Genomic DNA, 24,363 nt, shown 5'->3' on the forward strand with positions numbered 1-24,363 from the left:
GAACCACACCTCCCCAACCTGGCATGACCTACACGCCCTCGGCCTTCGGTGGCAGGCCCTCCGGTACTACGCTCGACGGCTTCGGCCTGAGCGTCGTGGCGCGGGCAACTCCCGGCCTGCGTACGCCGCCCGCAGAGCGGGAAGCAGGTCGGCCCTGGTAAGCGCGTGACCGTCGAACCCCGTGGAGAATCCCGTGCACTGCATGCCGAGGCCCGACGGTGGCAGAGCACGACCGGCAGCGGCCCCTGCCAGGCCACCGGGATCACCCTCCACGAAAGCGGCCAGGGCCGGAGCACCCAGCAGGGTGACGGCATTGCGCAGGAAAAGGACACAGGCGGCAAGGTCGAACAGGTGGGCACTCTCGCGTTCCAGGACCAGCCCGATCGGGCCCTCGCGGTGTTCGGCCAGGAACAGCCCGAGGACGGCTGGCACGCGCCCCGCGATCCAGGAGAAGTCGTCCGTCCGCAACCGGGCGCACGGGAGCACCGTACGAAAGACGTCCCGCAGTTCGTAGCCGAGGTTCAGCTCGTCCTCGTGGAAGATCGCAACGATCTCTCCGTCGTTGGCGATCAGGACGCCCTGGAGCATCCGGGTCCACGCGTCGGCCGCCCCCTGGAGCACCGATGCGAACTTCCGACCGCGCTCCGACTGCCCACCGCGATCTTCGCACTCCACCCGGATCAGCCGTTCGGTCGCCACCTGTGGCGTGTGCCCAAGAGCGACGTCCCCCAGCCAAGCCGGGAGCAGGTTCCGGTTGGCGTAGTCACGGTGACCGAAGGCCGTGGTGATACCGGCGGTCGTGAACTCGTCGTCGACCGCGTCCAGGAACGCTGTGTAGCGGGTCTGGTGGCGACGTGGCGTCCTCCCGTCGAGCACCCACCTCGCCGCCAGCACCAGCGGCAGACCATCCCTCGACAACGCCCCAGCCAACTCAGGCTGCCCCATGTCTCCCCCTCGCACCACTGTTCACCCGTACAGGGACGGCCAGTTCGGACCTGGGCGGCACGGCACGCCCAGAAGATCTTCCTGATCCGCGACAGCCCTCCGCTCCCGCTCCTCCGCTCCGACGACCACTTCTCGACCAGCGGCGTAGATTGGTTCGTAGGCGATGAAGATTTGGGCGCAGATTAGTACTGTCGTTCGATAATTGTAGCTCTCCGCGCACACGAGCGGCAGTGCCTCCGAACATCCGCGCACGAGGGAGGAGGCTCCTCGTGACAACCATGACGCTGCCCACCGGCTACACGAAGACCGAGTGGGAACCGATCGTCCGCAAGGGCCGAAAGCTGATCAAGCAGAAGAGCAGCATCCAGTTCGCCCTGGGCGACCTCGTCGTCGATGCCCTGACCGGGCACCCACGCGGCCACGGCGAGGTGACTGAGGTCATCGACCTGTTGGCACGCCAGATAGGCGCCAACCCGGAAACCCTGCGGGGTTACTACAAGACCGCGATTCAGTGGCCGGCCGACAAGCGCCGGGATGACGTGTGTTTCTCGGTCCACGACACTCTGGCCTACGTTCGCAGCAGGTTCGTGCTGATCCGCAAGGACCCCTACGACCCGGTCTCCGGGGAGTACCGATGGACGGTCAACGAGGCCGAGAAGGCCGCGAACCGGGCGTTCGACACCCCCACCAACCGCGAAGAACGACTGGACCGTACCCGGCACCTGCTGCACAGCGACGAGGACGCCGCCGAAGTCGTCAAGGAGATGATCACTCGCCCCGAGGTCCGCAGCCGCGTGGTCGCCGACCAGCGCGCGCGGCACCTGCTGCGGCAGGCCCAGTACGAGCACTGGCAGCAGGTCGACCGCGAACTCGACCAGGAAGCCGAACTCGCGCCCGTCGAGGATGCCGAGGCGGTCGAGGAGAGCGCGCAGGAGACGGTACCGGCGGTCGACTACCAGGAGTCGCCGATGGAGATCCTGCGCCTGATCGGGGCCTTCGCGTCGTTCTTCGTCTCGCTGCAGCGGATCATCCCCGAACTCCATTCCCAGGACTACACCGAGGAGACGAAGACAGCGGTGCTCGACAACGTCAACAAGGCTCGGATGCTGCTCGACTGGTGCGAGAGTGCCGTCACCACCGGCCGCACCGACATGGATACCGCGTTGGCGAACCTGCTGGAGGAAGAAGGAGAGTAAGCCATGGCAACTCAGCGCCGCCAGGCGGCGCACGACAGCGGGGAGGACATCTGGCGCAGGGTCGCCCGCGCCGGCGAGGACGGCCTGTCCCGTGAGGAGGCGATCGGCCGCAACACCTCGGCCCAGTTCGAACGGGGCAAGGCATGGATCCGCGACTACCAGTGCAAGAACAAGAAGACCGGGTTCGTCCTGGTCCACGGCCGCTACACGGCCACCAATGACGTCGACAAGTGCAAGCTCTACGCGGCTGCTCGCCTGCGTGCCCTGAACCGGCAGGCCGTGCGGATCTTCCAGTGCTCGCTGGCCGTACTGCCGCCCGAAGCGCAGAACGACCTGTCGGTCATGCTGCTGATCAAGGCGTGCAACGACGTCTTCGACGCGATGCAGATGATGGACCGTGCCGGCTTCTCGCCGCAGGCAGCCGCCGAGGAGCAGCAACCGGTGAAAGCGTCGACCTCGTCGGCACGGAGCCGGAAGACGGCTGCGGGTGGCCGTCGCGGTTGAACGAGGACCTGAGCGGCCCCGCGCGGGCCGGGCCCACAGCGAGGGTGGGCCCGACCCGATCCTTCGAGGATCACCGGGGCTCGTGCCTGTCGCAACTCGACGACGGCGGGAGCGAACTCGATAAGGAACCGGCCTCCCGAGCGATGTACCGAGCAGGCGGTGCCCGCCGCCGTGGTCATCAACCCCGGGAAGCTGAGAACTCGTTGCGCTGCAGTGCCCCCGCCAAGGCGCGGCAGCGGATCACCGAGGCTCCCTCTACCAGCAGTCGGGCGACGGGCCCCACCCGGCCGGGGCGGTGGCCCAGCAGCTGGCCGCCCTCTGCGCGAGGCTCCCGACCGACCTCCACGTCCACTTCCCGATTTCCCTCACCATCACTGAGTCGACCACTCCCGGCGCCCCCGTGATCGCCGTGCCCGACGGCAGATCGATCATGCCCCTGGAATCGTCGGCTGACGCCGCCTGGGCACTCGCCATCACCGGCTACGAACGCATCGCCGCCGTCAACGCCACGCAGCCGGTCGGGGACGAGGAATCCGGGCGACAGCCGCGCATCGTCCTCGATGGCCGCGGCGATTCCGATGGCTGAACCGTCGCCCTGCATCCAACGGATGGTCCGGAACGCGAGGTCCCCGGCCCGGTTTCCCGGGCGGAGGACCTCCTGGCGAAGCTTCCACGAACAGGATTGACCTGCAATGACGTGGCTGGGGCAGGCATCGCCTCCCACGGCCTGGAAGATCGATCCTCGAATGCCCGATGCTCCCGTCCTCCGTGCTGCCGGTCGAGGGCCTGCCGGTCCCGCACCGCGCGCCCCAGGATGAGAACGGTGTCGTTCGGTCCTTGGGTCGCGTGCCGACTGACTCGGTGTTGGGGTTGCTCCCCTGCGGAGTCGCCTTGCCCTGCCCCGATCATCCTCCAGCCCCGGTCTGGGATGATGGCAACGACGGTCGGCCCCACTAACGCTGGGGCCGACCGCCATTTCGCCGTCCGACTGCCGGAACCGACCGTGTCAGGTCAGGTGGTCGAAGGACCCGGCCTTGGCGCCCGCGATCATGGCCGCGATCTCGGTGCGGGTGTAGAGCAGGGGGGTCTGCTCGGGCCGCTTCGAGTCGCGGACGGCGACGAACCCGCCGACCACGCCGAACTCCACGCAGTTGTCGTTGCCCCCGCTGAACGGGCTCTTCTCCCAGGCGACCGCGGAGAAGTCCAGCTCGGCGGGGTCGGGCTTGGTGGTGCTCACGCTCACAGCTCCTTGAGGATCTTGTTGATCTGACTGCGGGTCTCGGGCGGGCCGAGGGCGCGGGCCCGCAGGTGGTCGAAGACCTCGGTGTAGCGCTCCACGTCCTCGGACCCCTCGAAACCCACCGAGTTGGTCAGATTCTCCACCCACACCACGTCCGGATTGGGTTCGGGGAAGCCCATGAGCATGAACGACCCGTACAGGCCGGGGTGGAAGCCGGCCGAGAACGGCAGGAGCTGGACGGTGAGGTTCGGGCTGGGCGCGACGGCCAGCAGGTGTTCCAGCTGACCCTTCAGGACGGACGGCGAGCCCGCGATCCGCCGGATGGCCGCCTCGTCGATCACCGCCCACAGCTTCGGCGCGTCCGGGCGGTCCATCACCTTCTCCTGACGCTCCATCCGGACCGTCACCAGGGCGTCGACCTGCCTGGCGGTCAGGTCCACCCGCATCGCGGTGATGACCTGGCGCGCGTAGTCGGCGGTCTGCAGCAGGCCGGGCACCAGTTGCGGCTCGTAGGAGCGGAAGCTGGTCGCGCTGGACTCCAGTGCCAGGTAGCCCGCGTACTGGGTGGTGTTGATGACCGTGGAGTACTTCTTCCACCACTGCTGGCGCTGGGCCTGGTCGGCGCGGACCAGGTCGAGGATGTCCTCGCGCTCGACTGGGTCGGTGACCTCGTAGCAGTCCAGCAGAGCCTTCACCAGGACGGGGGTGGTGCCCCGTTCGCCGTTCTCGATGCGGCTGAGCGAGCTCTGGTTGACCTCCACGATGCCTGCGACCTCGGTCAGCGTCAGCTCGCGCGCGTCCCTCAACTCCTTCAGTCTGGACGCGAGCTGACGGCGGTACACGGACTGCGGGGCCGGGTTCCTCTTCGCCATGGCGCAAGTCTCCACCTCCGCCGACTCAGAGGACAATCATCCTTGGGAAACTTCGCTTGGGCATATTGCCCAACAACAGGAAGGACAGGCATGCTGACTGGCGGTAGCGAAACGTGACCGCCTGGTCGCTTCTCGTGTCATATGCCGCTGCCTGCCTCGCGCCGACCTCCGGAGTCCGCACACTCCGATGCCGACGTGCCTGCCGAACCCTTGCGCGAACCCCTGCCCCCGCGGGCGGCGGCTCGCTCCGCCGACCGGGGAGCCCGCCATGCACGAAGTCCGAACCCGTCACCGCCACGAGCCCGAAGCTGTCTCGTGCGGCTTCTTCCTGCTGCCCCGCCCCGACGGCTTCGTGCTGCACATGAGTGCGAGCCCTGAGCACGTCAGCGAGATGCGGGCCCTGGTCTTCAAGGCCGCGACCTCGGCCGGTGCTTCCGAGGACGTCGCCGACTCGGCCCGGCTGGTGGCCGGTGAACTGGTCGCCAACGTGGTGCGGCTGTGCGGTCCGTGGGCCCCGGTGGTCGTCCTGGTGGCCGGCACCGACGAGGGAGTCGTGGTGGAGGTCCACGACCCGGTGCCGTCCGCGGTGCCCGGCCGGAAGCCCGAAGCCCCGGACAACACCCACGCCGAGACCGGCCGCGGCCTGTGGATCCTCGACGCCCTCGCCCCCGGCTGGAGCGTCGCCCCCACCCCGGTGGGCAAGCGGATCACCTGCACCCTGCCGCACGGGGAACCCGCCTCGGTTTGACCGCCCCCTCCGCTTCCTACCCTGCCCTGCCCACTGCCTGGAGGTATCCATGACGCATGCCCCCGTCCCCGCCGTCACCGTCCGTCCCGGGCGACCCCTGTCCGGGGCCGTCCGGGTCGACGGCTCGAAGAACGCCGCGCTGCCCCTGCTGGCGGCGGCCGCCACGATCCGCCGCCCGGTCCGGATGGACAACGTGCCCGACAGCGCGGACGTACAACTGCTACTGACCCTGCTCCAGCACTCGGGCCGGCAGCTGGCCCGGCCCACCGCCGTCCCCCGGTCGGTGGCCCTGCTGCCGCTGGACAGTCGCCCGGCGGTGCCGGAACTGCCGGATGCGGGCCGCATCCGGGCCTCCTACTACCTGGTGCCGGCCCTGCTGGCCGCCTGCGGCCAGGCCCGGCTGCCGTGGCCGGGCGGCTGCCGGATCGGCGACCGGGGCATGGACGAGCACTTCAAGGTCTACGCCGCCTTCGACGACAAGGTCGAGACCGACCGGGCCGGTTACCGCGTCACCGCCTCGCCGAGCGGCCCCGCGCAGGTGGCGGTGGACCTGCCGTTCCGCTCGCGGGGAGCGAGCGTGGCGGCCGTCCTGCGCGCCGTGGCGGGCGGCCAGCGGCTGCGGCTGGGCAACCCCAACCTGTCCCCGGAGTTCACCGGGGTGCTGGACTTCCTGCGGCAGGCCGGCTGGCAGGCGGATCTCACCCGGGACGTCCTCCGCGTCGAGCCGCCCGTCGCACCTGACGAGGCGGCGACGCTCGACTGGTCGGTGCCGGGCGACAAGATCGAGGCCGGGACCTTGGCCTGCGCGATCGCCGCCACCGGTGGCAGCGGCCGGGTCGAGGGCGTCCGCGCCCTGGACGTCCGGTCCGTCACCGAGGCGCTGAACCGGCTGGGCATCCCCGTCCTGACCGAGCCCGACGCACTGGTCCTGCCCGGTGGCGGCGCCCCGACCGGCACCCCGCTGACGGCTGTCGCCTCGCTCGACCCGGACGGCCTGGACGCCGACTTCGAGCCCGCGTTACTGGCGCTCGCCCTCGGCCTGCCCGGCACCCACCTGTTCGCCGACGCCGTCAACCCCGGCCGCCACGGCAACCTGTTGCCGCAACTCCGCCTCCTCGGCGCCGAGTTCGAGGAGATCTCCGCCACCCGGTGCCGCCTGACCGGCCCGCAGCGGTTGACCGGCACCGTGGTGGAGGCCACCGACATCCGCACCGGCAGCGCGCTGCTGATCGCCGGACTCACCGCCCGCGGCGCCACCACCGTCACCGGCCTCGACCAGCTCCGGCGCGGCCACGCCGACCTGCCGGCCAAGCTCCGCGCCCTCGGTGCCGACGTCACCGAGGCCGCCCGGTGACCGGGGCCGCACGGGTGCTGGAGCGGATCCTCGCCACCACCGACGTCCACTCCCACCTCGCCCACGCCACCGGCCTGCTCTCCCACCTGGGCGCCGAGCGCGACCGATCGCTGATCGTGGACTGCGGGGACTTCTTCGAGGGCACCGGCTACTACCGGCTCGGCCGCGGCAACGTCGAGCGCGAGATCCTGCTCGCGCTGTACGACGTGATCGCGCCGGGCAACCACGGCTGGAGCCACCACTTCGAGCCCGGGTTGCACGAGTTGACGGTATGCGCGAACGCCGTCGACGACGTGAGCGGCCGACCGCTCTTCCGGCCGCTGCACCTGGCGGAGGTCGGCGGAAGGCGGGTGGCGGTCACCGCCGTCATCAGCCCGCAGGCGTTCGCCGCGATCCCGCTCGCCCAGCGCGCCGGGCACCGCGCCACGGACCCGCTGCGGGCGCTGCGCGAACTACTGCTGGCCCACCACCACGAGGTGGACTCCTGGGTGCTGCTGTCGCACTCGGGCTTCGAACAGGACGTGCAACTGGCCGCCGAGTGCCCGTTCCTGGAGGTCGTCTTCGCCGGGCACTGCCACAGCGACCGCTACGGGCCCGAGACGGTCGGCGGCACCCTCGTCGTCAAGGGCCCCGAGCACGGGGCCGGGTACGCGCTGGCCGAACCGGCTGCCGGGCCCGGCTGGACCGCCCGCCCCTACCGCTTCCCCACCACCGGCCGGCTCCCGGCCGACCTGGAGGAGATCGGCCGGGAGATCGACACGCTGAAGGACCGCCTGGCCGACCCGCTCGGGCCCGTCGCCGACCGCTGGCGCAACACCGTCCCCGACCGCCGGACGCTGCTGGGAGCCGTCGCCACCGAACTGCACCGGGGCCTCGGCGGCAGCACGCTCGTCGTCCTCAACGAGACCGCCCTGCGGCCCGCGCCCCTCGGCGAAGTGCTGCGGGCCGAGGACCTGATGGCGGTCGAACCGTTCGGCAACCGACTCGTCCGCACCAGCCCGCCCGACGACCTGCCCGCGCTGCTGGCCCGCCTGGCCGAACGGGCCGGGCCGCTCGTCACGGTGCCCGACCCGCCTCCGCCCGGCATCCGCCACGTGCTGACCACCGACTACCTCGCCGAAACCTTCCCGTCCGGGCCCGCCGAGGACAGCGGCCGGCCGCTCGGCCTGGCCGTCCGGCACGTCCTCACCCGCACCCGCACCCCGAGCGTCGAAGGAGCAGCCGAGTGATCCTCACCGGCCCGGAGATCACCACGGCCGCCCGCGACGGCCGCCTGCGCATCGCACCCTTCGAACCCGACCAGGTCAACCCCAACAGCTACAACGTCCGCCTCGGGCCCACCCTGCTGACGTACACCGAGGAGGTCATCGACGCCCACCGCCCCAACCCCACCCGGGAGTTCGAGATCGGCGAGGGCGGGTTCGTCCTCCAGCCCGGCCAGCTCTACCTGGGACACACCGTGGAGGAAGTCGGCTCCGACACCTTCGTCCCGCTGCTGTTCGGTCGTTCCTCCGTCGGGCGGCTCGGTCTGTTCGTCGAGATCACCGCCCCGATCGGCGACCTCGGCTTCCACGGCCAGTGGACGCTCATGCTCTCCCCGACCCGCCCGCTGCGGGTCTACCGTGGCATGAAGATCGGCCAGATCATGTTCTTCCTGTCCGTCGGACCGGTCGACCTCTACAGCGGCAAGTACCAGGCCGCGCTCGGCCCGCAGCCCTCCGGCTACTGGCGCGACCGTCCCGGTGCCGGGGCGGCGGCCCGATGATCCTCACCGCCGCCGCCATCGCCGCCGCCGTCGCGGCAGGCGAGATCACCATCGACCCCTTCGACCCGGCCAGGCTCTCCCCCAACGCCTACGACTGGCGCCTCGGCGAGACCTTACGGGTGTGCAAGGGCGACCTGGACGCCGCCGAGCCGACCGCCTTCACCGAGACCGCCCTCGCCGCCGACGGCCTCGTCCTCGAACCCGGCGTGCTGTACCTCGGCGCGACGCTGGAACACACCGGCTCCGAGCGGTACGCGCAGCTGCTCAACGGCGACCGCACCACCGGGGCGCTCGGCATCTGGGTGCACGTCTCCGCCCCGCTCGGCCACGCCGGCCACGCGATCCGCTGGACGCTGGAGATCCGCGCCGCCAAACCGGTACGGGTCTACCCCGGCATGACCTTCGGGAAGCTGGTCTTCCTGCAGACCTTCGGTGCTCCGGCCAGCTACCAGCAGCTCGGCCTCAAGTACACGGCCACCGACGGCATCGACATCTCCCGCCTCTACGAGGAGATCCCCGGAGGCACCGCATGACCTTCCCCCGCGCCGACCGTCCCCTGGTGGCGACCTGCCTCGACCTCCCCTACGGCAGCCCTGGTGGCAGCGTCGAACTCTTCCTCGACCTGTACACCGGCGACCGCCCGCTCCTTCCCGCCCGCGCCTTCATGCTCCAGCCCGCCGGACCCCGCCCCGCCGTCCCGGCCGGGCTCGACCTGCTGCCCGTCACCGGCAAGACCTTGGAGGGCCCCGCCTTCCGCCGCTACGTCGCCGCTCTCGGCCGTGCCCTCGTACACGCCCTGGACACCGAGCGGATCAAGGTGCTGCACCTGCACCACCTGGCGTTCGGCGCCACCCCCGCCCTGCTGCGGGCGCTGCCCCGGCACCCGCGAATCGCCTTGGTGCACGGCACCGACCTGCTCTTCGCCGAGCAGCACCGCGACCAACTGCGCGTCCTGCGCGAGAGCGCCCGCCTCGCCGACGCGATCGTGGTCCCCACCACCGCCATGGCCGACCACCTGGCCCGCCTCGCGCCCCGGACCGACACCGGCAAGATCCACCACATCCCGTGGGGCGTCCCCGACCACCTGCTCGCCACCCCGCTCGCTCCGGCCGCCCGCCCCGGCGGTCCCCACCTGCGGCTGCTGTACGCCGGGCGGCTCACCCCGGAGAAGGGCGGCAGCGTCCTCGCCAAGGCGCTGGCCGCCGCGAAGAACGTCGAACTGAGCATCGCCGCCCCGCGCGCGGAGTTCGACGCGCTCCGACCCGCACTCTGCCAGGTCCGCTACCTCGGCTGGCTCCACCGCCCCCAACTGTGGAAGGCGTTCGCCGAGCACGACGCGCTCGTCATGCCCTCCACCACGCTGGAGGCGATGGGCCTGGTCGCCCTGGAGGCCCAGGCGTGCGGCCTGCCAGTCCTCTACCAGCCCGTCCCCGGCCTGCGCGAGGCCCTCGGCGGCTCCGCCCTGGCCACCGACTTCACCGACGCCGCCACGCTCGCCCGCGACCTGGAGCGGTTGCGGACCTCGCCCACGCTGCTGCCCGCCCTGCGGGAGGCCGGGCGGACGAACGCGGCCCGCCACCCGCTCAGCGCCACCGCCACCGCGCTGGCCGACCTCGGCGCGCAGCTCTGCTGAACCCGGCTCCGCGCCGAAGCCCACTCCGCCCCGGTCGGCTCACTACGCTGACCGGGGCGGACGTCCACCGTGATTCGGGGAGACCATGACACCCAGCACCGACCGCATCCACCGGCTCCTGGCCGACGGCGTCCGCGACCGCGCCTACCCCGGGGCAGTGTGGGCCGTCGGCGACGCGGCCGGCACCCTGGCCAGCGGCACCGTGGGCGTCCTCGACCCGGCACGCCCCGGTGAGGCCATGCGACCGGACACCCTGTTCGACGTCGCCAGCCTCACCAAGATCCTCGCCGTCTGGTCCACCGTCGGCGCACTGTGGCAGGACGGCCTGCTGCCGCTGGACGAGCCGCTCGGTGACTTCTGGCCCGAGGTGACCGATCACCCGCTCGGCCGGGCCACCGCGCACCACCTGCTCACCCACACCGCCGGGCTGCCGCTGCGGGCCCAACTGAAGAACCTCTACGGCACCGACCCCGCCGAGATCCGGGCGGGCGTCCTGCACGAGGCTCTGCACCGGCCGTCGGGCGAGGCCGTCGAGTACACCGACCGGGCCGCCCTCGTCCTCGGCTACCTCGCCGAACACCTCTCCGGCCAGCCCCTCGACCACCTCGCCGCGGCCCGGATCTGGCAGCCCCTCGGCATGCACACCACCCGCTTCGGCCCACTGCCCGCCGAGCAGACCGCCCTCGCCGCCCCCACCGAACTCGACCAGGACACTGGTACCCACCTCAAGGGCACCGCCCACGACTTCTCCGCCCGCCTCCTGAACGGTGTGTGCGGCATCGCCGGCGCCTTCTCCACCGCCGCCGACCTCGCCCGCTTCCTCCAGTACCTGCTCGACCCCGCCACCGCCCCGGGAAAGCCCGGCTTCGGCCCCGCCTGGACCAAGGAATCCCTGACCGTCCGGACCGGCGCCCTGGAGCCCGCCCGCGGCCTGTTCTGGCACCCCGCCCCCGGCACCGACCCGGCCGAGGACGTCTGGGTGCACTACGGCTTCACCGGCACCGGCCTGTGGATCTCCCCCCAACTGGGCACCTGGGCCGTCCTGCTGACCAACAAGCTCTACTTCACCCGCGACCGCGAACCGCTCACCAGCGTCCGCAACTGCTTCCGCGAGCTCGCCTTTCCCTGATCCAAACGAACGCACCAGCGACGCGGCCTGCGGTGTGCGGCCGCCCGTATGGTCAAGAGCGGCCCGGGCCGGCCAGCTGCAGGGAACTCGTCGCAGCAGGTCAGCAAGGGTTTCCCGGGGACAGAATCGTGGTTCTCCGGCGGGGGTGCACGGCATGCGGGAGAGTCCGGCAAGATCACCGGAGGATGGAGACCACGTCATGCCCTACTCTCAGCACGTCCCGACCGACACCACCGGCGCGGAGGTGTGGGCCGTTCTCGCACAACTCGTCCGCCTGGGTGCGCAGGGCGACCTCGAAACCTGGACCGCCCAACATGCCCGGGACGTCCGCACCCTGGCCGAATGGATCAGGACGACTGCCGACCGGAGGATCTCCGACCTCGGCGGGCGCCAGCAGAGCGAGTGAGGCGAGCGGTCATCAACGGCTGGACGGTTTCGTTGCTCGGGACCACCATCGTGCCGATCAAACGGACCATCGTCACTCGCCGCAGCTTGCCGGGCCGGTGAAGCTGGTGCCATGGAGCAGCCCGACCCGCAGAAGTTCCCCGGCTGGGGAACTCCTTCATCCGACTACCAGCCGCCACCCGCGCCCAACACCCCTCAGCTGCCGGAGGCGGAGCGCACCGCCGCTCTCGACCAGGTCGTCAACCAGTGGATCGTGCAGGGGTGGCGGGTCGAGTCCAGGCAGCCCCACCAGGCCGTCCTCGTGCGGGGCCGTCCGACCAACCATGTCCTGCACGCCATCCTGACGATCTTCACCTGCCTCATGTGGGGCATCGTGTGGATCATCATGGCTGCCCGCGGAGGTGAGGAGAGGACCCTCCTCACCGTCGACGGCTGGGGTCGCGTCACTACCAACCGCGCCGCCACCAGCTGAAACGAGGCCCGCCGGCAGCGGCGCTCCGCGCCCGTGGAACGGGCCGAAGCCGTCCGCCGCATCAGCCGACGGCCGCCCTCTCCCGGCAGACCTGCTGGCCAGCCCTTGCCGCACGCATCACTTCCCGGACCCGCGCAGCACCGACGCGGGTCACTGCTGCGCCGCCTCCAACGGCGGGCGGGCGGACGATTCCGAGGCCCGCGCAGGGGCGGCAGATGCCCGGTGCGGGCACCGGATCGTGGCACTTGGCGCACTCGGCGTACCGGGCTGCTGCCGACCGCACGGGGGCCTGGGCGGGCGGGATCTTGCGCTCAAGCCGGTTGCGGAGCACCGCCGCTGCGGAGTGCAGCGGGACAGGCAGGCCGGGCAGCAGAGCATGGGCGAGGTCGGCGTGGGTCGCGCCGCGCTCCAGCCACTGGGCCACCAACGGGGCGAGCGCAAGCGCTTCGGCCTCGCCAAGGTGCAGGCGGGGCTCGGGACGGATCACCCGGACCAGGGTGTCGACCGCCGCGCGGGTCCGCTCGTCCGGCAGCGCCGGGGCCTCCTCGGTTTCTTGCTGGTCGCCCTCCCGCCCGCCCTCCGTCTCGGCCGCCTCGTCGACGGCCGCCTCTCCGCTCGCCGCGTCGGCGGGGAGGGAGGGTTCTTGGTACCGGTCCTTTGGAAGGGCGTCAGCACCACCGGTGGTCGATCCACCGGAGACCGGACGGGTGTCACCCGGCAGCGCCGGGCGCTGCGGGGTGTCGTAGACGTGGGTCTCGGTGACGATCTTGCCGTCGGGCATCCGAATCTTCTCGACCCGGTAGAAGCCGGCGTCGGTCAGCTCCTTCAGGGCCTTGCGGATCGCGCCACGCCCCTGCGGGCTGGTGTCGGCCATGTGCCGACCGTCCTCGCGCCAGCCGTCCGGGCGGGAGAGGAGATCCGCGAGCAGGCCGCGGGCGGTGTAGGACAGCTGCCGGAACTGCAGCACGCAGTTGGGCAGCACCGTGAAGTTGCGCACGTGGGCGCTACGATGAACACGCATCGGGAGTTGACGCTCCTGTTGCCGGGCCCCGGGGTGTTCCACCACCGCCGGGGTCACCTATTTTTTATTTGACCACGGAACGTAGCACAGGCTCGCCCGAAGATCTACGTGATCGACGAGCAGCCAGCACCACATCCCCATTAGCCGGAATCCGGCCAACTTGCTGCGGAAATCGCCCCGGTTTTACTCGGGAACCGCGAGACCGAAAGGCTTCACCCGAAGTAGGTGCCCGCGAGGAGCCCGTCATAGCCGAGCCCTCGGTACATCTGCTCGAAGCTCTCCCAGGAGTGTTCTTCGGCTCCCTCACCCCGGGCAGCGATGACGTAGTCAGCCTCCAGGTCGTGTTCGTGCCATTCATGGGTGCAGCGGCAGCGAACGAAGACCAGTTCAGGCTGGAGATGGATGAGGAGCCAGTCCCGTTCGGCGCCGCACACGGCACAGGCAAGGACGGCGCCGCATAGGACAAGGGAGCCAGGGTGGGGGACGGCGAGGACCACACCAGGGTGCTGGTCACGGCTGGGATCGGCAGATTCGGTCATGCAGCGCCCTTCGCGTCGGTAATGGGTCGCGAGCACCACAAGACGTCCGGCGGCCGGTTGGTTCCCGACCTCCGCGAAGGACATCGAATCGACACCAAAATCGCGCTACGGGCTACTTGAAGCAGCCGCCCTGCCGTTTACTCTCGAAATTCCGGCGGCTCCGCTCGGAGAACCACATCGGGTTCTCCGAGCGGAGACCGGCCACCGCAACGACTGCCGCAGGCCGTGCATCAGCCGGTGCTACGGAGTTTCGGCTTCGCGAGCGATGAGGCGTTCGGCGAGAGCACGCGCTTCGGGGGCGAGTCCGTCGAGGGCCTCGCGGGTGAGAGCGCTGCCGGGGCGGTGGGCGAGGTGGAGGAGGCAGCTCCAGCTGTCGGTGATCAGGTGGAGGGCCTGTTGCACCTGCTGGAGGCGCTCCCGGCGCTGGGCGAGGTAGCGGTCAGCACGCAGACCGGCCTCGTTCCAGTCGATCTCCTCGTCCTCCGCGAGTTGGGCATGCCCGGGGTGGGGGTCACCGTCGGCTGCGCGCAGGGTGTCGGCCCTGCGGACGTGTGCGCGGAGTTCCTCCTCCTCGTGGCGGCGGTCGAGTTCGGCGAGGGCTTCGGCCAGCGTGAGGTCGTCCTCGCCGAGGCGGCCGACGAGGTCGGGGGCCTGGTCGCGGAGCCGGTCGTACTGGGCCTGCCGGGTCTTGGCCTCGGCCTTGTTCTTGCGGGCCTGCTCGTAGGCGGCGTCCAGGCCCATCGCGCCGCTGATCACCGGGTCGACGAGCGCGGGGGCGTGCTTGACCACGGTGGTGGCGAGGGACAGCCGCGCGGGGCTGATCCCGAAGCCTTCGGCGTCGGCGCGCGCCACGGATTTCGAAGCTGAACGGGCCTTGGCGAGGATCATGGCGCGCTGACCCTGGTTGAGCTGGCGGCGCAGGGCGTTGGAGATCCAGATCAGGTGCGCCGGGTCGTCGCCCTGGTAGGTGGTGAAGCGGGGTTCGACACCGGCCAGTTCGCAGGCGGCGAGCCGGTTGCGGCCGTCCAGGAGGGTGCCGCGGGCGTCGAGGAGGATCGGCTCGTACTGGCCGTTGGTCTTGATGTCCTCGGCGAGGCCGAGGAGTTCGGCTTCGCTGAGCATGGGGAACTCGGCGATGAGGGGGTGGACTTTCACGTGGCTCCTTGCGGGTGGGGGTGGCCTGGGGACGGCCAGGCAGAGGCGTCCGCCGACCTGGTGGGGCCCGGTCGGCGGGTGGGGGGGTGGACGAATGCCGCTCCGGTCAGCGGCCTCGGCGGGCCGCGTCGGGCAACGAAGGTCCCGGCGGAGCAGGCACTGCCGCTGCGGTCGGCGAGGTGGTGGCACGGCTGGTGGTCCTGGAGGCGGCCGCGGCGGTACGGCCCCTCGGCGCGGGAGCGGGGAGCCGGGCGTCGCGACGGATGCGCCAGGTCAGTACGGCGGCTGGCGAGTCGGCGCTGGCGAGCTCCCGCCGTCCAGCGGCGTCGGCGAGCAGGGTGGCCGGGTCGTGGCCGGCCTGCTCGGCTTCGGCGAGGGTGGCGGCGAGCACCGCCCAGTCCTCCCCGGCGAGCACCAGCGCGGCTTGGTCGACGGGCAGAGCGCGGCGAACCGCCTCCTCCTGGCGATCACGCGCTGGGGCGGGCAGCCGCTGCCCCTGGACACCGAGCAGGGCTGCCGGGCGGGCGGCGTTTCGGCCGTACGCCGTGCGCAGGTGGTCGGCGGCGGTGCGGGCGGCCTCGGCCTGGCGCTGGTGGCCCTGGGCGGCGTGCCACTCGGCGATGACGATCGCGAGCAGGATCAGGCTGGACAGGATCGTGGCAGCGGCGGCCCCCTCGCCGCCCTGGCCGGTGACCGGGCCGGCGTAGAGAAGCTCTCGAGCGGCGGAGCGCATCGCCCGCAAGTCGTCCCGGGCGGCGCGGGTGCGGGCGACGGCGGTGTATTCGAGGGCGCGGGCGGCGTGGTTGATCTCCTTCCGGGAGAGGATGGGGCTGGTGAGGGCGAGGGCGTCCAGGGCTTCGATGCCGCCGCCGACCGCTGCGGCGACCTCGGCGGGGGCGGGACCGTCGTGGAGGGTGCGGGCGGCCCGGTCGACGGTGGCACTGACCCGGTGGCGGACCGCAGCCGGTGAGCTGGTGGCGGGCGGATCGGTGCCGACGGTGAAGCGGGCGTGGATCTGCGGGTGGGTGAGGTCGGCGGCGAGTTTGCTGCCGGAGAACCACACCGGTCCGGCCCCGTCGCCGGTGGGGAGGGCGAACTTGTAGCCGGTCACGTCCCCGGACGGTGCCCGGCGCACGCCCAGCAGCACGCCCTGGGCGGCGAGGCGGGCGGCGAACTCCTCCTCGTCCGCGGCCCCGGCCAGCGCTCGGCGCACCGCCACCCGCAGCCGGTCGCGTTCGCTGGTCTCCCTGCCCTGGCGCTGTGCCTTGCGCAGTTCCGCGCCGGTGGCGCGCTTGGGGACCGCGGCCCGGTAGGCGCGGGTGCGGGTGTCGGCGAGGCACTTGAGCCCGTACTCGCGCTCGACGGTGGTGAGCTCGTCCTCGACGCGGTACTGGTCCTTGCGGATGTTGGCCTGCCGCAGGTCGGCGCGCACCGTGGTGGCCAGGATGTGGATGTGGTCGTCCGCGTGCCGCACCGCGACCCAGCGGCAGCCGTCCGGGTCGCCGTCGGGGGCGATGCCGGCGGCGGCCATCACCCGCTGGGCGATGTCGCCCCACTCCTCGTCGTCGAGGGTCCGGTCGGTCGGGTCGGCGCGGACGATCCGGTGGTAGACGTGGCTCCTGATCTTCCTTCCGTAGCGGACGACGTGGAGGTCGAGGGCGTCCCGGAGCTGCTGGAGGGTCGCGGAGTCGTCGCGGCCGGGGTCGGGGGCGAAGCCGTCCCAGGAGACGACGAGGTGGGGGTCGGTGTGCTCGTTCGCCCGGCCCGGCCCGTACAGGTAGGCGAGCGCGCCGAAGGTGTTGCCGCCGCGGACCGCCTTGCTGATCACATGCGCCCCGCGCCCGCCAGCCGCATCGCCGTCCCGTCGATACCGGCCACCGCCCTGCGGACAACGGCGAGCAGCTCGGTGGCGGCGACGAAGGCGTCACGGACCGGACCGGGCTCCAGGGCAACGTCCCGGTGGACGTCGCGGACGATCTGGTTGATGTTCCGGCCGATGCCTGCGACCTGCGGACGCAGCGCCGCCAGCTCCTCGATCGCCGCGTCCAGCTGCCCGTCGTACGAGGCAGCACCGTCCTCGTCGGCCAGAGCCCTGCGCGCGATCAGGGCGGACACCGAGACGCCCAGCTCCCCGGCGCTTCGACGGAGGTCGGCGGCTTCGTCGGGGTTGAAGCGGACCGTGATCTTGGCGTTCTTCAGGTTCGCGGCGTCGCGCTGGCGGCGCTTGGGCTTGCGGCGCAGCGCGGCGATCTCGGTCGCGCGCACGGCACGCGGCACAGCGGGCGACGGCACGGCGCTCGAAGTGCGGACGGCGGCGGGCGTCGCTGCGGTGGGCTGCTCCTCCTCCGTAGGTGCCGCGCCCTCGCGGTGCCGGTCCGGTGCTGCCGCGTGCGCCCTCGCGCACGGCAGCACCGACGGGCCCCCGCCCTCGGGGGCCTGCGGCTGCGACCGTCCGTAGGACGGGCGCAGCCACTCGCTTGCTCCGCCGGGGGTGGTGCGGTCGGTGATGTCACCGCGGTCGGACGACGCCTCAGAGCTGTCGGTGGGTTCGTGCGGTGCGGGACGGATGTCGATCAGGGGATGCTCCTGGAGCGTCGGCTACGGGGGTGGACAGGGCTGGGGTGTTCGAGACACGGCTGTGGCGTGGAAGTGCCGGACGGGACGGCCGGGGCCGGACGGGTGAGGAGACGCGGACGGTCCGGTCCGCAGTGGAAGCGGGAGCCGGACCGCGCCAGGTCGGACTTCTGCCCATCGGCAGAAGCCCGGAGAACGGTCCGGACGGTCCCGGGAACCGCCGGAACGGGCTCAGCCGGACGGACGGCATTGGACCGGACCGTCCCGGAACTCCTTGCGGAGCTCCTTCATGAGGGCCGTGAAACGGGTGCTGCCGAGTGAGAGGCCGGCCTCGCGGACCGCTCGTTCGACGACTGCGCGGCTCGGACGGCCGTGCGCCCGGACCGCCGGTCGGCTGACCTCCAGCAGCTTCTCCATCGAGGCGCCCGGCGGCCGACCCGTTCGTCGGGCCGGACCGCCGTCGCCAGCGGTCCGCTCGTCGGCGTGCGGCGGGTCTCCGTCCGTCCGCGTTTCGATGCCGAACGGCCCCAGCGCCCCTGAGGCCGGGACGGGGACGGCACTCGCGGACGGACCACGGACCGGTCCGGCGGACGGACCGGTCCCGTGCTGGACGGGGACCACCCGCTCGGGGTCGGCGTGGGTGCCTCCGAACGACCGCCCCGCAGTGGGGCCGTAGCGGGCGATGAGGATGTAGAGGTGGACGGCACCCCCGAGCGCCAGCGGAGAGACGGCAGACAGGACGGCGACCACGCTGTCGCCGAGCCGGAGCCCTCCAGCCCGGAGGGATAGGTGGTTCAGGCGTACGGCGTGCAGGGCGTTGGCCCACACGCTGGCGGCGGTCGCGCCGGCGAACAGGGCCCAGGCGTAGGGCACGGGCCGTCCAGGGCGCGGCGCGCAGCACCAGCAGGGTGCGCACTCCGTAGGCGATGAAGCCGTCGAGGGTCACCGGGAAGACGTAGGTCAACGGGCCGCGGATGTGGACGGCGACGGCCACCTGCTGCAGCGCGTCGAAGGACAGGGCAAACCCTGCCGCCCCGATCAGGACGATGGCAAGGCGGTCGCCGGGCGTGACGCGGACGGTGCCCGCGCGGAGCGGAGCGTGAGTGGGGGATATCGGTGTGGCGGTGGTCGTGGGTGGCTCCAGGGGCTCGGCGACGATTCTTTTCGCATGGACTTGCCATGCGACACGCATCAAGCTAGCATGCGATCGATCGCCCATGCAAGGACGATCGAAACCTGATGCGAGGTGAATCAAATGCCCGACCAGCCAGAAGCGCCGAACGACGCACCGACGACTCCCCCGCTCAGCGAGGAGCACGCCGCCGAACGGGTCCGCCTGGAACGCGAGTACCTGGGCTGGAGCACCGGCGAACTCGCCAAGCGCATGACCGCCGCCGGCTACCCGATGAACCAGTCCTCGGTCTGGCGGATCGAGAGCGGCGAACCCCGCCGACGGATCAACCTGGACGAGGCGATCGGGTTCGCCAAGGTCTTCGGCCTCACGCTGGAGGAGTTCCTCGGCCCGCCCGCCTCCTCCTCCGACAAGCACATCGCCGAGGTCACCGACGTCGTGCTCGACATGTACCGCAGACTGCTCGACCTGATGAAGAGCACCGGCAATGCCTTCAAGCTCGTCGACCAGTACTGCGCCATGTTCCCCCAGCACGCCGAGGAGCTGAACAGCCGCATCGCCCGTGCCCTCACCGAGGAGAACCGCCGTCACGGACCCGTCCGGGAAAGCCCCATGGTCTTCCTCCGGTACCCGGCGTTCCAGCAGGCCCAGCAGCAGTCGGGGCAGACGCCCGGAAGCTGAGCCGCGCCACCGCCCGGCAGCCCCGTGAGGAAGCCTGCCGTCCGTCCATCACCCGACGCCGTTCCTTCACCCCCATCCCACGAACCGACCGCGTCGATGCCCGCCACCTCCCACTCCCCCGCTACCAGAGGAGCCCCATCACCAACACCTGCTCCCCCCAGCCGCAGCGCGCCCCCGCCCCCGCGTGCGCCCACTGTCCCACCGTCTCCGTGGTCTGGGCGCCGGGAAGCGGCCTGACCCCGGCCGAGCGCACCCGTCTCCTGCGCCTGCTGTTCGGTCCGCGCACCACAACGGCTCGCGCCCGCCCGGAAACCGCAGCGAGCCGCGAATAATTCGCCTACCCTCACCCCACATCGAGTGCCCCGGCGACGGCTGCAACCGTCCCGGGGCCGGCCGACTGTTCAGGAGTCGACGTGCCGAATCCAAGCACACACATACGGACCGCCACCGACACGGTCACCCGCATCACGCGGCCTCGCGCCCTCCGCGCCGTGGACTACCTACGGGTGAGCACCGAGGAGCAGAAGCTCGGTTACGGCATCGCCAGCCAGGGCCGCAAGAACAGCCGTCACATCGCGGGCAAGGGCTGGGACCACGTCGGCACCTTCAAGGACGAAGGCGTGTCCGGCTCCAAGGAGATGGGCGAGCGCCCGGACTTCGACCGGTTGATGGAGCAGGCGAAGCTCGACGCGTTCGACGTCGTCGTGGTGGAGAAGGGCGACCGCATCGGCCGGGTCGGCCGGGCCTTCTGGCGCTGGGTCTGGGCGCTGGAGGACGTGGGGATCTTCGTCGCGATCACCAACCGGAACATCGACAACACCACCCCCGAGGGCCGGGCGCAGATGCGGCGCGAGGCCGACTACGCCGAGACCGAGTGGGAGAACATCCGGTCCCGCACCCAGGGCGGCCTCCAGGAGAAGGCGGAGGACCCCGGCTCCCCGCACATCGGCGGTCGGCCCCCGTACGGCTACCGGATCGCGGACAAGGGCATCAAGGGCGCGTCGCACCTGGTCGTCGACGAGGCCGAGAGCGAGGTCGTGCGCCGCGTCCACGACATGGTGGTGATCGACGGGCTGAACCTGCGCCAGGTCGCCGTCCGCCTCAACGCGGAAGGCGTCACCTGCCGTTCGGGGCGCCCCTGGTCGGCGGCGAACCTCCGCGACCGGATCATGTCCCGTGCGGTGCTGGACGCCGAGCTGGTCTTCCGCGGCGCGCACGCCAAGACCGACGCCGAGGGTCGGCCGCTGTGGGGCGAGTCGGTCAGCATCGCGCTGCCCCGTGTCCTGTCCGAGGACGAGGCCGCCACGCTCCGCCGGAAGATGGCGGCCCGCGCGCGGACCAGCGGCCGCAACCGGGCGGTCTACCCGCTCAGCGGCCGCCTGATCGGCCTCTGCGGGGCCCGGTACACCGGCATCAGCCGCGAGTCCCTCTCGTACGGCCGCCGGAACTACCGGTGCGGCGGCAAGGCCGGCTCCCTGCCCGACCGTCCGGTCTGCACCTGCTCGTACCTGGACGCCGGGACGGTGGAGCAGCGCGTCTGGTCCGAGGTCGTCGCCCTGCTCGGCGACTCGCAGAAGCTGGAGGAACTGGCCGCCGAGTGGGTCGGCATGTCCGACGGCGACCAGGGGGCGCACGCCGAGCGGATCGCCGACCTCGACCGGCAGATCGATTCTATGAAGGCGTCCATCACCGCCGTGATCGTGGCCTCCGCCAAGCAGCAGCAGTCCGCCGACGCCATCGCCGCCGCGACGGCGGCCCTGAACGAGGAACTGCAGCAACTGGAGGAGATGCGCGCCGAGGCCGCCGCGTGGTTGGCCGAGGTGGAGGAGTCCGACCGCCGGGCCCGTGACCTGAAGGCGTTGGCGAACCTGGCACAGCATCAGCTGGTGGACATGACGCTGGAGGAGCAGAGCGAGGTCCTGGGCCTGCTGGAGGTGAAGGTGTTCATCGAAGGGCCGGTGCCGGTCCGGGCCGGTGGCCATGCCTGCACCGTGCAGTCCTGGTACCGGTCCGCCGAGGTGGACGTTCCGGCCGCCGACCTGTCGGACGAGCAGTGGGCGCTGGTCTCTCCCCTGCTCCCCGTCGGCCGCCGCGACCGGGTGCGCCGCTCGGTCGACGCGATCTTCGCCAAAGCCCGCACCGGCGTCGCGTGGCCGTTGCTCCGCGAGGCGTACGGCTCGACGAGCACGGCCTCGAAGCACTTCAACGAGTGGGTGGTGCAAGGCTCCTGGGCAAGGGTGGACGCAGCGCTCGTGGAGGCCGAGCGGGTGCCGCTCCCCGTGGTGGAGCTGCTGCCGCCTATGCGAATCGAAGGGCGGGTCGACCCCCGCGTGATGCTGAGCGCCGAGGAACGGTCCCGAACGGGATGGTGACGATCAGGACGAAGCAGACGATCCCGGCGAGCGCGTAGCCGATCGCCATCCACAGGCCGCAGAACAGCAGCCAGATGACGTTGAGCAGGAAGTTGACCAGCTTCATGCCCCCAGGCTCGCACACCGGCGGCCGGACGGTCAGGTGGCGGCGCGTCCTTGTGGCAGGGGTGTGACGGGACGGGGGTGTGACGGGACGGGGTACGACGGGGGCGGCGCGGGAGGGAGCAGGGGCCGCCGGGAACGGCGGGAGGCCCGCCGCGGGGCGGGCCTCCCTCCGTCGCGCCGGACGGGCGTCAGGCGAGCAGCTTGTCCTTGGCCCGCCGGTACTCCTCCTCGGAGAGCGCGCCGCTGTTCTTGAGGTCGGCCAGCTTCGCCAGGTCCTCCACGTGCCCGGTGGAGGCGCCGCCGGAGGCGCCGCCGCTGCCCGCTGCCCTGCGGACGTAGTCCTGGAACGCCGCGTCGGCCCTCCTGGCCTGCTCCGCGTCCCGCTGGTGCATCGAGCCGCCGCGGGCGATCAGGTAGACCAGGACGCCCAGGAACGGCAGCAGGATCACGAAGATCGTCCAACCGGCCTTGCCCCAGCCGCCCATGTCCTCGCTGCGGAAGATGTCCGTGATGATCTTGAACAGCAGGAAGAACCAGAGGATCCAGAGGAACAGCTCCAGCATCGTCCAGAAGATGTTGAGCAGCGGATAGTTGTCCATGACGCTCCGATCCCGCGCGCAGTCAGACCGAACGTCCCCGCGCCTCGAACGGCGTAGGGACGAAACGATTCCTATCACCGCGAAACGGACACCGCATGTCGAGCGGGGCGTCAGCGCGGGTCGGGCAGCGGCCGGTCGTTCTGCAGCCGGTCGAACTCGGCGATGTCCGGGTGGTGCAGGTCGAACGCCGGGGATTCCGAGCGGATCCGCGGCAGGGTGCTGAAGTTGTGCCGCGGCGGCGGGCAGGAGGTCGCCCACTCCAGCGAGCGGCCGTAGCCCCACGGGTCGTCGACCTCGACCTTCTCCCCGTACTTGGCGGTCTTCCAGAGGTTGTAGAGGAACGGCAGGGTGGACAGGCCGAGCAGGAAGGAGCCGATGGTGGAGACGGTGTTCAGCGTGGTGAAGCCGTCCGAGGCGAGGTAGTCCGCGTAGCGGCGCGGCATGCCCTCGGCGCCCAGCCAGTGCTGGACCAGGAAGGTGGTGTGGAAGCCGACGAACAGCGTCCAGAAGTGGATCCTGCCGAGCCGCTCGTCCAGCATCCGCCCGGTCATCTTCGGCCACCAGAAGTAGAAGCCCGCGAACATCGCGAAGACCACCGTCCCGAACACCACGTAGTGGAAGTGCGCCACGACGAAGTACGAGTCGGAGACGTGGAAGTCGATCGGCGGCGAGGCCAGCAGCACGCCGGTCAGGCCGCCGAACAGGAAGGTCACCAGGAAGCCGATCGACCAGAGCATCGGCGTCTCGAAGCTCAGCGAGCCGCGCCACATGGTGCCGACCCAGTTGAAGAACTTCACGCCCGTGGGCACGGCGATCAGGAAGGTCATGAAGGAGAAGAACGGCAGCAGCACCTGCCCGGTGACGAACATGTGGTGCGCCCAGACGGTGACCGACAGGCCGGCGATGGCGATGGTGGCGGCGACCAGGCCGGAGTAGCCGAAGACCGGCTTGCGGGAGAACACCGGGAGGATCTCGGTGACGATGCCGAAGAACGGCAGCGCGATGATGTACACCTCCGGGTGGCCGAAGAACCAGAACAGGTGCTGCCACAGCAGCGGCCCGCCGTTGGCCGGGTCGAAGACGTGCGCGCCGAACTTGCGGTCCGCCTCCAGGCAGAGCAGCGCGCCGGCCAGCACCGGGAAGGCCATCAGCACCAGGATCGAGGTCAGCACCACGTTCCAGGTGAAGATCGACATCCGGAACATCGTCATGCCGGGCGCCCGCAGGCAGACCACGGTGGTGATGAAGTTGACCGAGCCGAGGATGGTGCCGAAGCCGGAGAAGGCCAGGCCCATGATCCACATGTCGGCGCCGACGCCCGGCGAGTGCACGGCGCTGTTCAGCGGCGCGTAGGCGAACCAGCCGAAGTCCGCCGCGCCGTTCGGGGTGAGGAAGCCGCCCACCGCGATCAGCGAGCCGAACAGGTACAGCCAGTACGCGAAGGCGTTCAGCCGCGGGAAGGCGACGTCCGGGGCGCCGATGTGCAGCGGCATGAACCAGTTGGCGAAGCCCGCGAACAGCGGGGTGGCGAACATCAGCAGCATGATCGTGCCGTGCATGGTGAACGCCTGGTTGAACTGCTCGTTCGACAGGATCTGCGTCCCCGGCCGGGCCAGCTCGGCCCGCATCACCAGCGCCAGCACCCCGCCGAGCAGGAAGAAGGCGAACGAGGTCACCAGGTACAGCGTGCCGATCTGCTTGTGGTCGGTGGTGGTCAGCCACCCCACCAGCGCCCGGCCCCGGCGCGGGCGGGAGGCCCGGCCGAAGCGGCGGCGCGGCGGCTGCTGCGGGACGGGCGGGTCGGACGGGCCGCCCAGTTCGGCATCGCTCGGCAGCATGGTCACCGCACCGCACCTCCGGCCTCGGACTGCTTCAGTGCGTTCAGCCCTACCAGTGGAACGGGGGCGGGCGGCGGACGCTCG

25 protein-coding genes and 2 pseudogenes are annotated in these 24,363 nt (G+C 71.3%); 14 read left to right on the plus strand and 13 right to left on the minus strand.

All coding sequences use genetic code 11. From position 1 onward, the window contains the following. Positions 1-66: 66 nt before the first annotated feature. Positions 67-945, minus strand: a complete 879-nt coding sequence (locus ACFUEL_RS06430) for a hypothetical protein (protein ID WP_380234880.1) — start codon at positions 943-945, stop codon at positions 67-69. Positions 946-1,223: 278 nt separating this feature from the next. On the opposite strand from ACFUEL_RS06430, the gene ACFUEL_RS06435 reads away from it, so the two are divergent. The 3 genes from ACFUEL_RS06435 to ACFUEL_RS06445 all read left to right on the plus strand — a co-directional run bounded on the left by ACFUEL_RS06435 (position 1,224) and on the right by ACFUEL_RS06445 (position 3,231). Further along, positions 1,224-2,141: a DUF6192 family protein gene (locus ACFUEL_RS06435; protein WP_380234910.1), complete on the plus strand. Its 918-nt coding sequence runs from the start codon at positions 1,224-1,226 to the stop codon at positions 2,139-2,141. A 3-nt stretch (positions 2,142-2,144) separates the two neighbouring features. After that, positions 2,145-2,645 carry a hypothetical protein gene (locus ACFUEL_RS06440; RefSeq protein ID WP_380234881.1) on the plus strand — a complete coding sequence of 167 codons (501 nt, stop codon included), beginning with the start codon at positions 2,145-2,147 and terminating at the stop codon, positions 2,643-2,645. 295 nt (positions 2,646-2,940) lie between these two features. After that, positions 2,941-3,231 (plus strand): hypothetical protein, encoded by a 291-nt coding sequence (locus tag ACFUEL_RS06445; RefSeq protein WP_380234882.1) that lies wholly within the window; start codon positions 2,941-2,943, stop codon positions 3,229-3,231. Positions 3,232-3,651: 420 nt separating this feature from the next. Here ACFUEL_RS06445 and ACFUEL_RS06450 read toward each other — a convergent pair whose 3' ends face one another. Continuing rightward, entirely contained in the window at positions 3,652-3,882 is a 231-nt protein-coding gene (locus ACFUEL_RS06450) for a DUF397 domain-containing protein (RefSeq protein ID WP_380234883.1), read from the minus strand. Between the two features lie 2 nt (positions 3,883-3,884). Further along, positions 3,885-4,757, minus strand: a complete 873-nt coding sequence (locus ACFUEL_RS06455; protein ID WP_380234884.1) for a helix-turn-helix domain-containing protein — start codon at positions 4,755-4,757, stop codon at positions 3,885-3,887. A 268-nt stretch (positions 4,758-5,025) separates the two neighbouring features. Between ACFUEL_RS06455 and ACFUEL_RS06460 the strand changes: the two genes are divergently transcribed. The 9 genes from ACFUEL_RS06460 to ACFUEL_RS06500 all read left to right on the plus strand — a co-directional run bounded on the left by ACFUEL_RS06460 (position 5,026) and on the right by ACFUEL_RS06500 (position 12,263). Next, a complete protein-coding gene (locus ACFUEL_RS06460; protein ID WP_380234886.1) occupies positions 5,026-5,505 on the plus strand; it encodes an ATP-binding protein in 480 nt (159 codons plus the stop codon). 49 nt (positions 5,506-5,554) lie between these two features. Next, a complete protein-coding gene (locus ACFUEL_RS06465) occupies positions 5,555-6,859 on the plus strand; it encodes a UDP-N-acetylglucosamine 1-carboxyvinyltransferase (protein ID WP_380234887.1) in 1,305 nt (434 codons plus the stop codon). Then, a complete protein-coding gene (locus ACFUEL_RS06470; RefSeq protein ID WP_380234888.1) occupies positions 6,856-8,088 on the plus strand; it encodes a metallophosphoesterase in 1,233 nt (410 codons plus the stop codon). The genes ACFUEL_RS06465 and ACFUEL_RS06470 overlap by 4 nt, the downstream gene beginning before the upstream one ends. Further along, complete coding sequence (gene dcd / locus ACFUEL_RS06475) at positions 8,085-8,624, plus strand: dCTP deaminase (protein ID WP_380234889.1); 540 nt, start codon at positions 8,085-8,087, stop codon at positions 8,622-8,624. Before ACFUEL_RS06470 ends, dcd begins: the two co-directional genes overlap by 4 nt. Further along, positions 8,621-9,157 carry a deoxycytidine triphosphate deaminase gene (locus ACFUEL_RS06480; protein ID WP_380234890.1) on the plus strand — a complete coding sequence of 179 codons (537 nt, stop codon included), beginning with the start codon at positions 8,621-8,623 and terminating at the stop codon, positions 9,155-9,157. Before dcd ends, ACFUEL_RS06480 begins: the two co-directional genes overlap by 4 nt. After that, complete coding sequence (locus ACFUEL_RS06485) at positions 9,154-10,257, plus strand: glycosyltransferase family 4 protein (RefSeq protein WP_380234891.1); 1,104 nt, start codon at positions 9,154-9,156, stop codon at positions 10,255-10,257. Before ACFUEL_RS06480 ends, ACFUEL_RS06485 begins: the two co-directional genes overlap by 4 nt. Before the next feature lie 85 nt (positions 10,258-10,342). Further along, the gene (locus ACFUEL_RS06490; RefSeq protein ID WP_380234892.1) at positions 10,343-11,386 is read left to right on the plus strand and encodes a serine hydrolase domain-containing protein; all 1,044 of its coding nucleotides are present in this window, start codon (positions 10,343-10,345) and stop codon (positions 11,384-11,386) included. Between the two features lie 199 nt (positions 11,387-11,585). Further along, positions 11,586-11,792 (plus strand): hypothetical protein, encoded by a 207-nt coding sequence (locus ACFUEL_RS06495; RefSeq protein ID WP_380234893.1) that lies wholly within the window; start codon positions 11,586-11,588, stop codon positions 11,790-11,792. Positions 11,793-11,903: 111 nt separating this feature from the next. Then, a complete protein-coding gene (locus tag ACFUEL_RS06500; RefSeq protein WP_380234894.1) occupies positions 11,904-12,263 on the plus strand; it encodes a hypothetical protein in 360 nt (119 codons plus the stop codon). A gap of 61 nt (positions 12,264-12,324) precedes the next feature. Here ACFUEL_RS06500 and ACFUEL_RS06505 read toward each other — a convergent pair whose 3' ends face one another. The 7 genes and pseudogenes from ACFUEL_RS06505 to ACFUEL_RS06535 all read right to left on the minus strand — a co-directional run. Then, positions 12,325-13,284, minus strand: a complete 960-nt coding sequence (locus ACFUEL_RS06505; RefSeq protein WP_380234895.1) for a hypothetical protein — start codon at positions 13,282-13,284, stop codon at positions 12,325-12,327. 212 nt (positions 13,285-13,496) lie between these two features. Then, positions 13,497-13,907, minus strand: a complete 411-nt coding sequence (locus ACFUEL_RS06510; protein WP_380234896.1) for a hypothetical protein — start codon at positions 13,905-13,907, stop codon at positions 13,497-13,499. Positions 13,908-14,063: 156 nt separating this feature from the next. After that, positions 14,064-14,978, minus strand: coding sequence for a hypothetical protein (locus ACFUEL_RS06515; protein WP_380234898.1), 915 nt, complete (start codon positions 14,976-14,978; stop codon positions 14,064-14,066). A gap of 106 nt (positions 14,979-15,084) precedes the next feature. After that, positions 15,085-16,806, minus strand: coding sequence for a relaxase/mobilization nuclease domain-containing protein (locus ACFUEL_RS06520; protein WP_380234899.1), 1,722 nt, complete (start codon positions 16,804-16,806; stop codon positions 15,085-15,087). Further along, on the minus strand, positions 16,803-17,243 hold the full coding sequence (locus ACFUEL_RS06525) for a plasmid mobilization protein (protein WP_380234900.1): 441 nt from the start codon (positions 17,241-17,243) through the stop codon (positions 16,803-16,805). The genes ACFUEL_RS06520 and ACFUEL_RS06525 overlap by 4 nt, the downstream gene beginning before the upstream one ends. A gap of 540 nt (positions 17,244-17,783) precedes the next feature. Beyond that, positions 17,784-18,425, minus strand: a complete 642-nt coding sequence (locus tag ACFUEL_RS06530) for a hypothetical protein (RefSeq protein ID WP_380234901.1) — start codon at positions 18,423-18,425, stop codon at positions 17,784-17,786. 106 nt (positions 18,426-18,531) lie between these two features. Then, positions 18,532-18,771 (minus strand): annotated as a pseudogene (locus tag ACFUEL_RS06535) (hypothetical protein); the annotation flags it as partial. Between the two features lie 36 nt (positions 18,772-18,807). Here ACFUEL_RS06535 and ACFUEL_RS06540 point away from each other — a divergent pair. Then, entirely contained in the window at positions 18,808-19,365 is a 558-nt protein-coding gene (locus ACFUEL_RS06540) for a helix-turn-helix domain-containing protein (protein ID WP_380234902.1), read from the plus strand. A gap of 413 nt (positions 19,366-19,778) precedes the next feature. Then, entirely contained in the window at positions 19,779-21,737 is a 1,959-nt protein-coding gene (locus tag ACFUEL_RS06545) for a recombinase family protein (protein WP_380234903.1), read from the plus strand. Here ACFUEL_RS06545 and ACFUEL_RS06550 read toward each other — a convergent pair. From ACFUEL_RS06550 to ctaD, 3 genes and pseudogenes are all read right to left on the minus strand, one after another. Then, positions 21,700-21,843 (minus strand): annotated as a pseudogene (locus tag ACFUEL_RS06550) (YccF domain-containing protein); the annotation flags it as partial. The gene ACFUEL_RS06545 and the pseudogene ACFUEL_RS06550 overlap by 38 nt on opposite strands. 187 nt (positions 21,844-22,030) lie before the next feature. Then, entirely contained in the window at positions 22,031-22,441 is a 411-nt protein-coding gene (locus ACFUEL_RS06555) for an SHOCT domain-containing protein (protein WP_380234904.1), read from the minus strand. Positions 22,442-22,551: 110 nt separating this feature from the next. Further along, complete coding sequence (gene ctaD / locus ACFUEL_RS06560) at positions 22,552-24,279, minus strand: cytochrome c oxidase subunit I (RefSeq protein WP_380234911.1); 1,728 nt, start codon at positions 24,277-24,279, stop codon at positions 22,552-22,554. Between the last annotated feature and the right edge of the window lie 84 nt (positions 24,280-24,363).

Origin of the sequence: Kitasatospora sp. NPDC057198 (genome assembly GCF_042670125.1) — a bacterium.
GTDB lineage: Bacteria > Actinomycetota > Actinomycetes > Streptomycetales > Streptomycetaceae > Kitasatospora.

Coding starts and splice junctions, on each gene's coding strand:
- ACFUEL_RS06555 (WP_380234904.1), bottom strand. CDS start 22,441: ATGGACAACTATCCGCTGCTCAACATCTTCTGGACGATGCTGGAGCTG.
- ACFUEL_RS06490 (WP_380234892.1), top strand. CDS start 10,343: ATGACACCCAGCACCGACCGCATCCACCGGCTCCTGGCCGACGGCGTC.
- ACFUEL_RS06430 (WP_380234880.1), bottom strand. CDS start 945: ATGGGGCAGCCTGAGTTGGCTGGGGCGTTGTCGAGGGATGGTCTGCCG.
- ctaD (WP_380234911.1), bottom strand. CDS start 24,279: ATGCTGCCGAGCGATGCCGAACTGGGCGGCCCGTCCGACCCGCCCGTC.
- ACFUEL_RS06460 (WP_380234886.1), top strand. CDS start 5,026: ATGCACGAAGTCCGAACCCGTCACCGCCACGAGCCCGAAGCTGTCTCG.
- ACFUEL_RS06485 (WP_380234891.1), top strand. CDS start 9,154: ATGACCTTCCCCCGCGCCGACCGTCCCCTGGTGGCGACCTGCCTCGAC.
- ACFUEL_RS06480 (WP_380234890.1), top strand. CDS start 8,621: ATGATCCTCACCGCCGCCGCCATCGCCGCCGCCGTCGCGGCAGGCGAG.
- ACFUEL_RS06500 (WP_380234894.1), top strand. CDS start 11,904: ATGGAGCAGCCCGACCCGCAGAAGTTCCCCGGCTGGGGAACTCCTTCA.
- ACFUEL_RS06435 (WP_380234910.1), top strand. CDS start 1,224: ATGACGCTGCCCACCGGCTACACGAAGACCGAGTGGGAACCGATCGTC.
- ACFUEL_RS06510 (WP_380234896.1), bottom strand. CDS start 13,907: ATGTCCTTCGCGGAGGTCGGGAACCAACCGGCCGCCGGACGTCTTGTG.
- ACFUEL_RS06505 (WP_380234895.1), bottom strand. CDS start 13,284: ATGCGTGTTCATCGTAGCGCCCACGTGCGCAACTTCACGGTGCTGCCC.
- ACFUEL_RS06465 (WP_380234887.1), top strand. CDS start 5,555: ATGACGCATGCCCCCGTCCCCGCCGTCACCGTCCGTCCCGGGCGACCC.
- ACFUEL_RS06455 (WP_380234884.1), bottom strand. CDS start 4,757: ATGGCGAAGAGGAACCCGGCCCCGCAGTCCGTGTACCGCCGTCAGCTC.
- ACFUEL_RS06495 (WP_380234893.1), top strand. CDS start 11,586: ATGCCCTACTCTCAGCACGTCCCGACCGACACCACCGGCGCGGAGGTG.
- ACFUEL_RS06540 (WP_380234902.1), top strand. CDS start 18,808: ATGCCCGACCAGCCAGAAGCGCCGAACGACGCACCGACGACTCCCCCG.
- ACFUEL_RS06440 (WP_380234881.1), top strand. CDS start 2,145: ATGGCAACTCAGCGCCGCCAGGCGGCGCACGACAGCGGGGAGGACATC.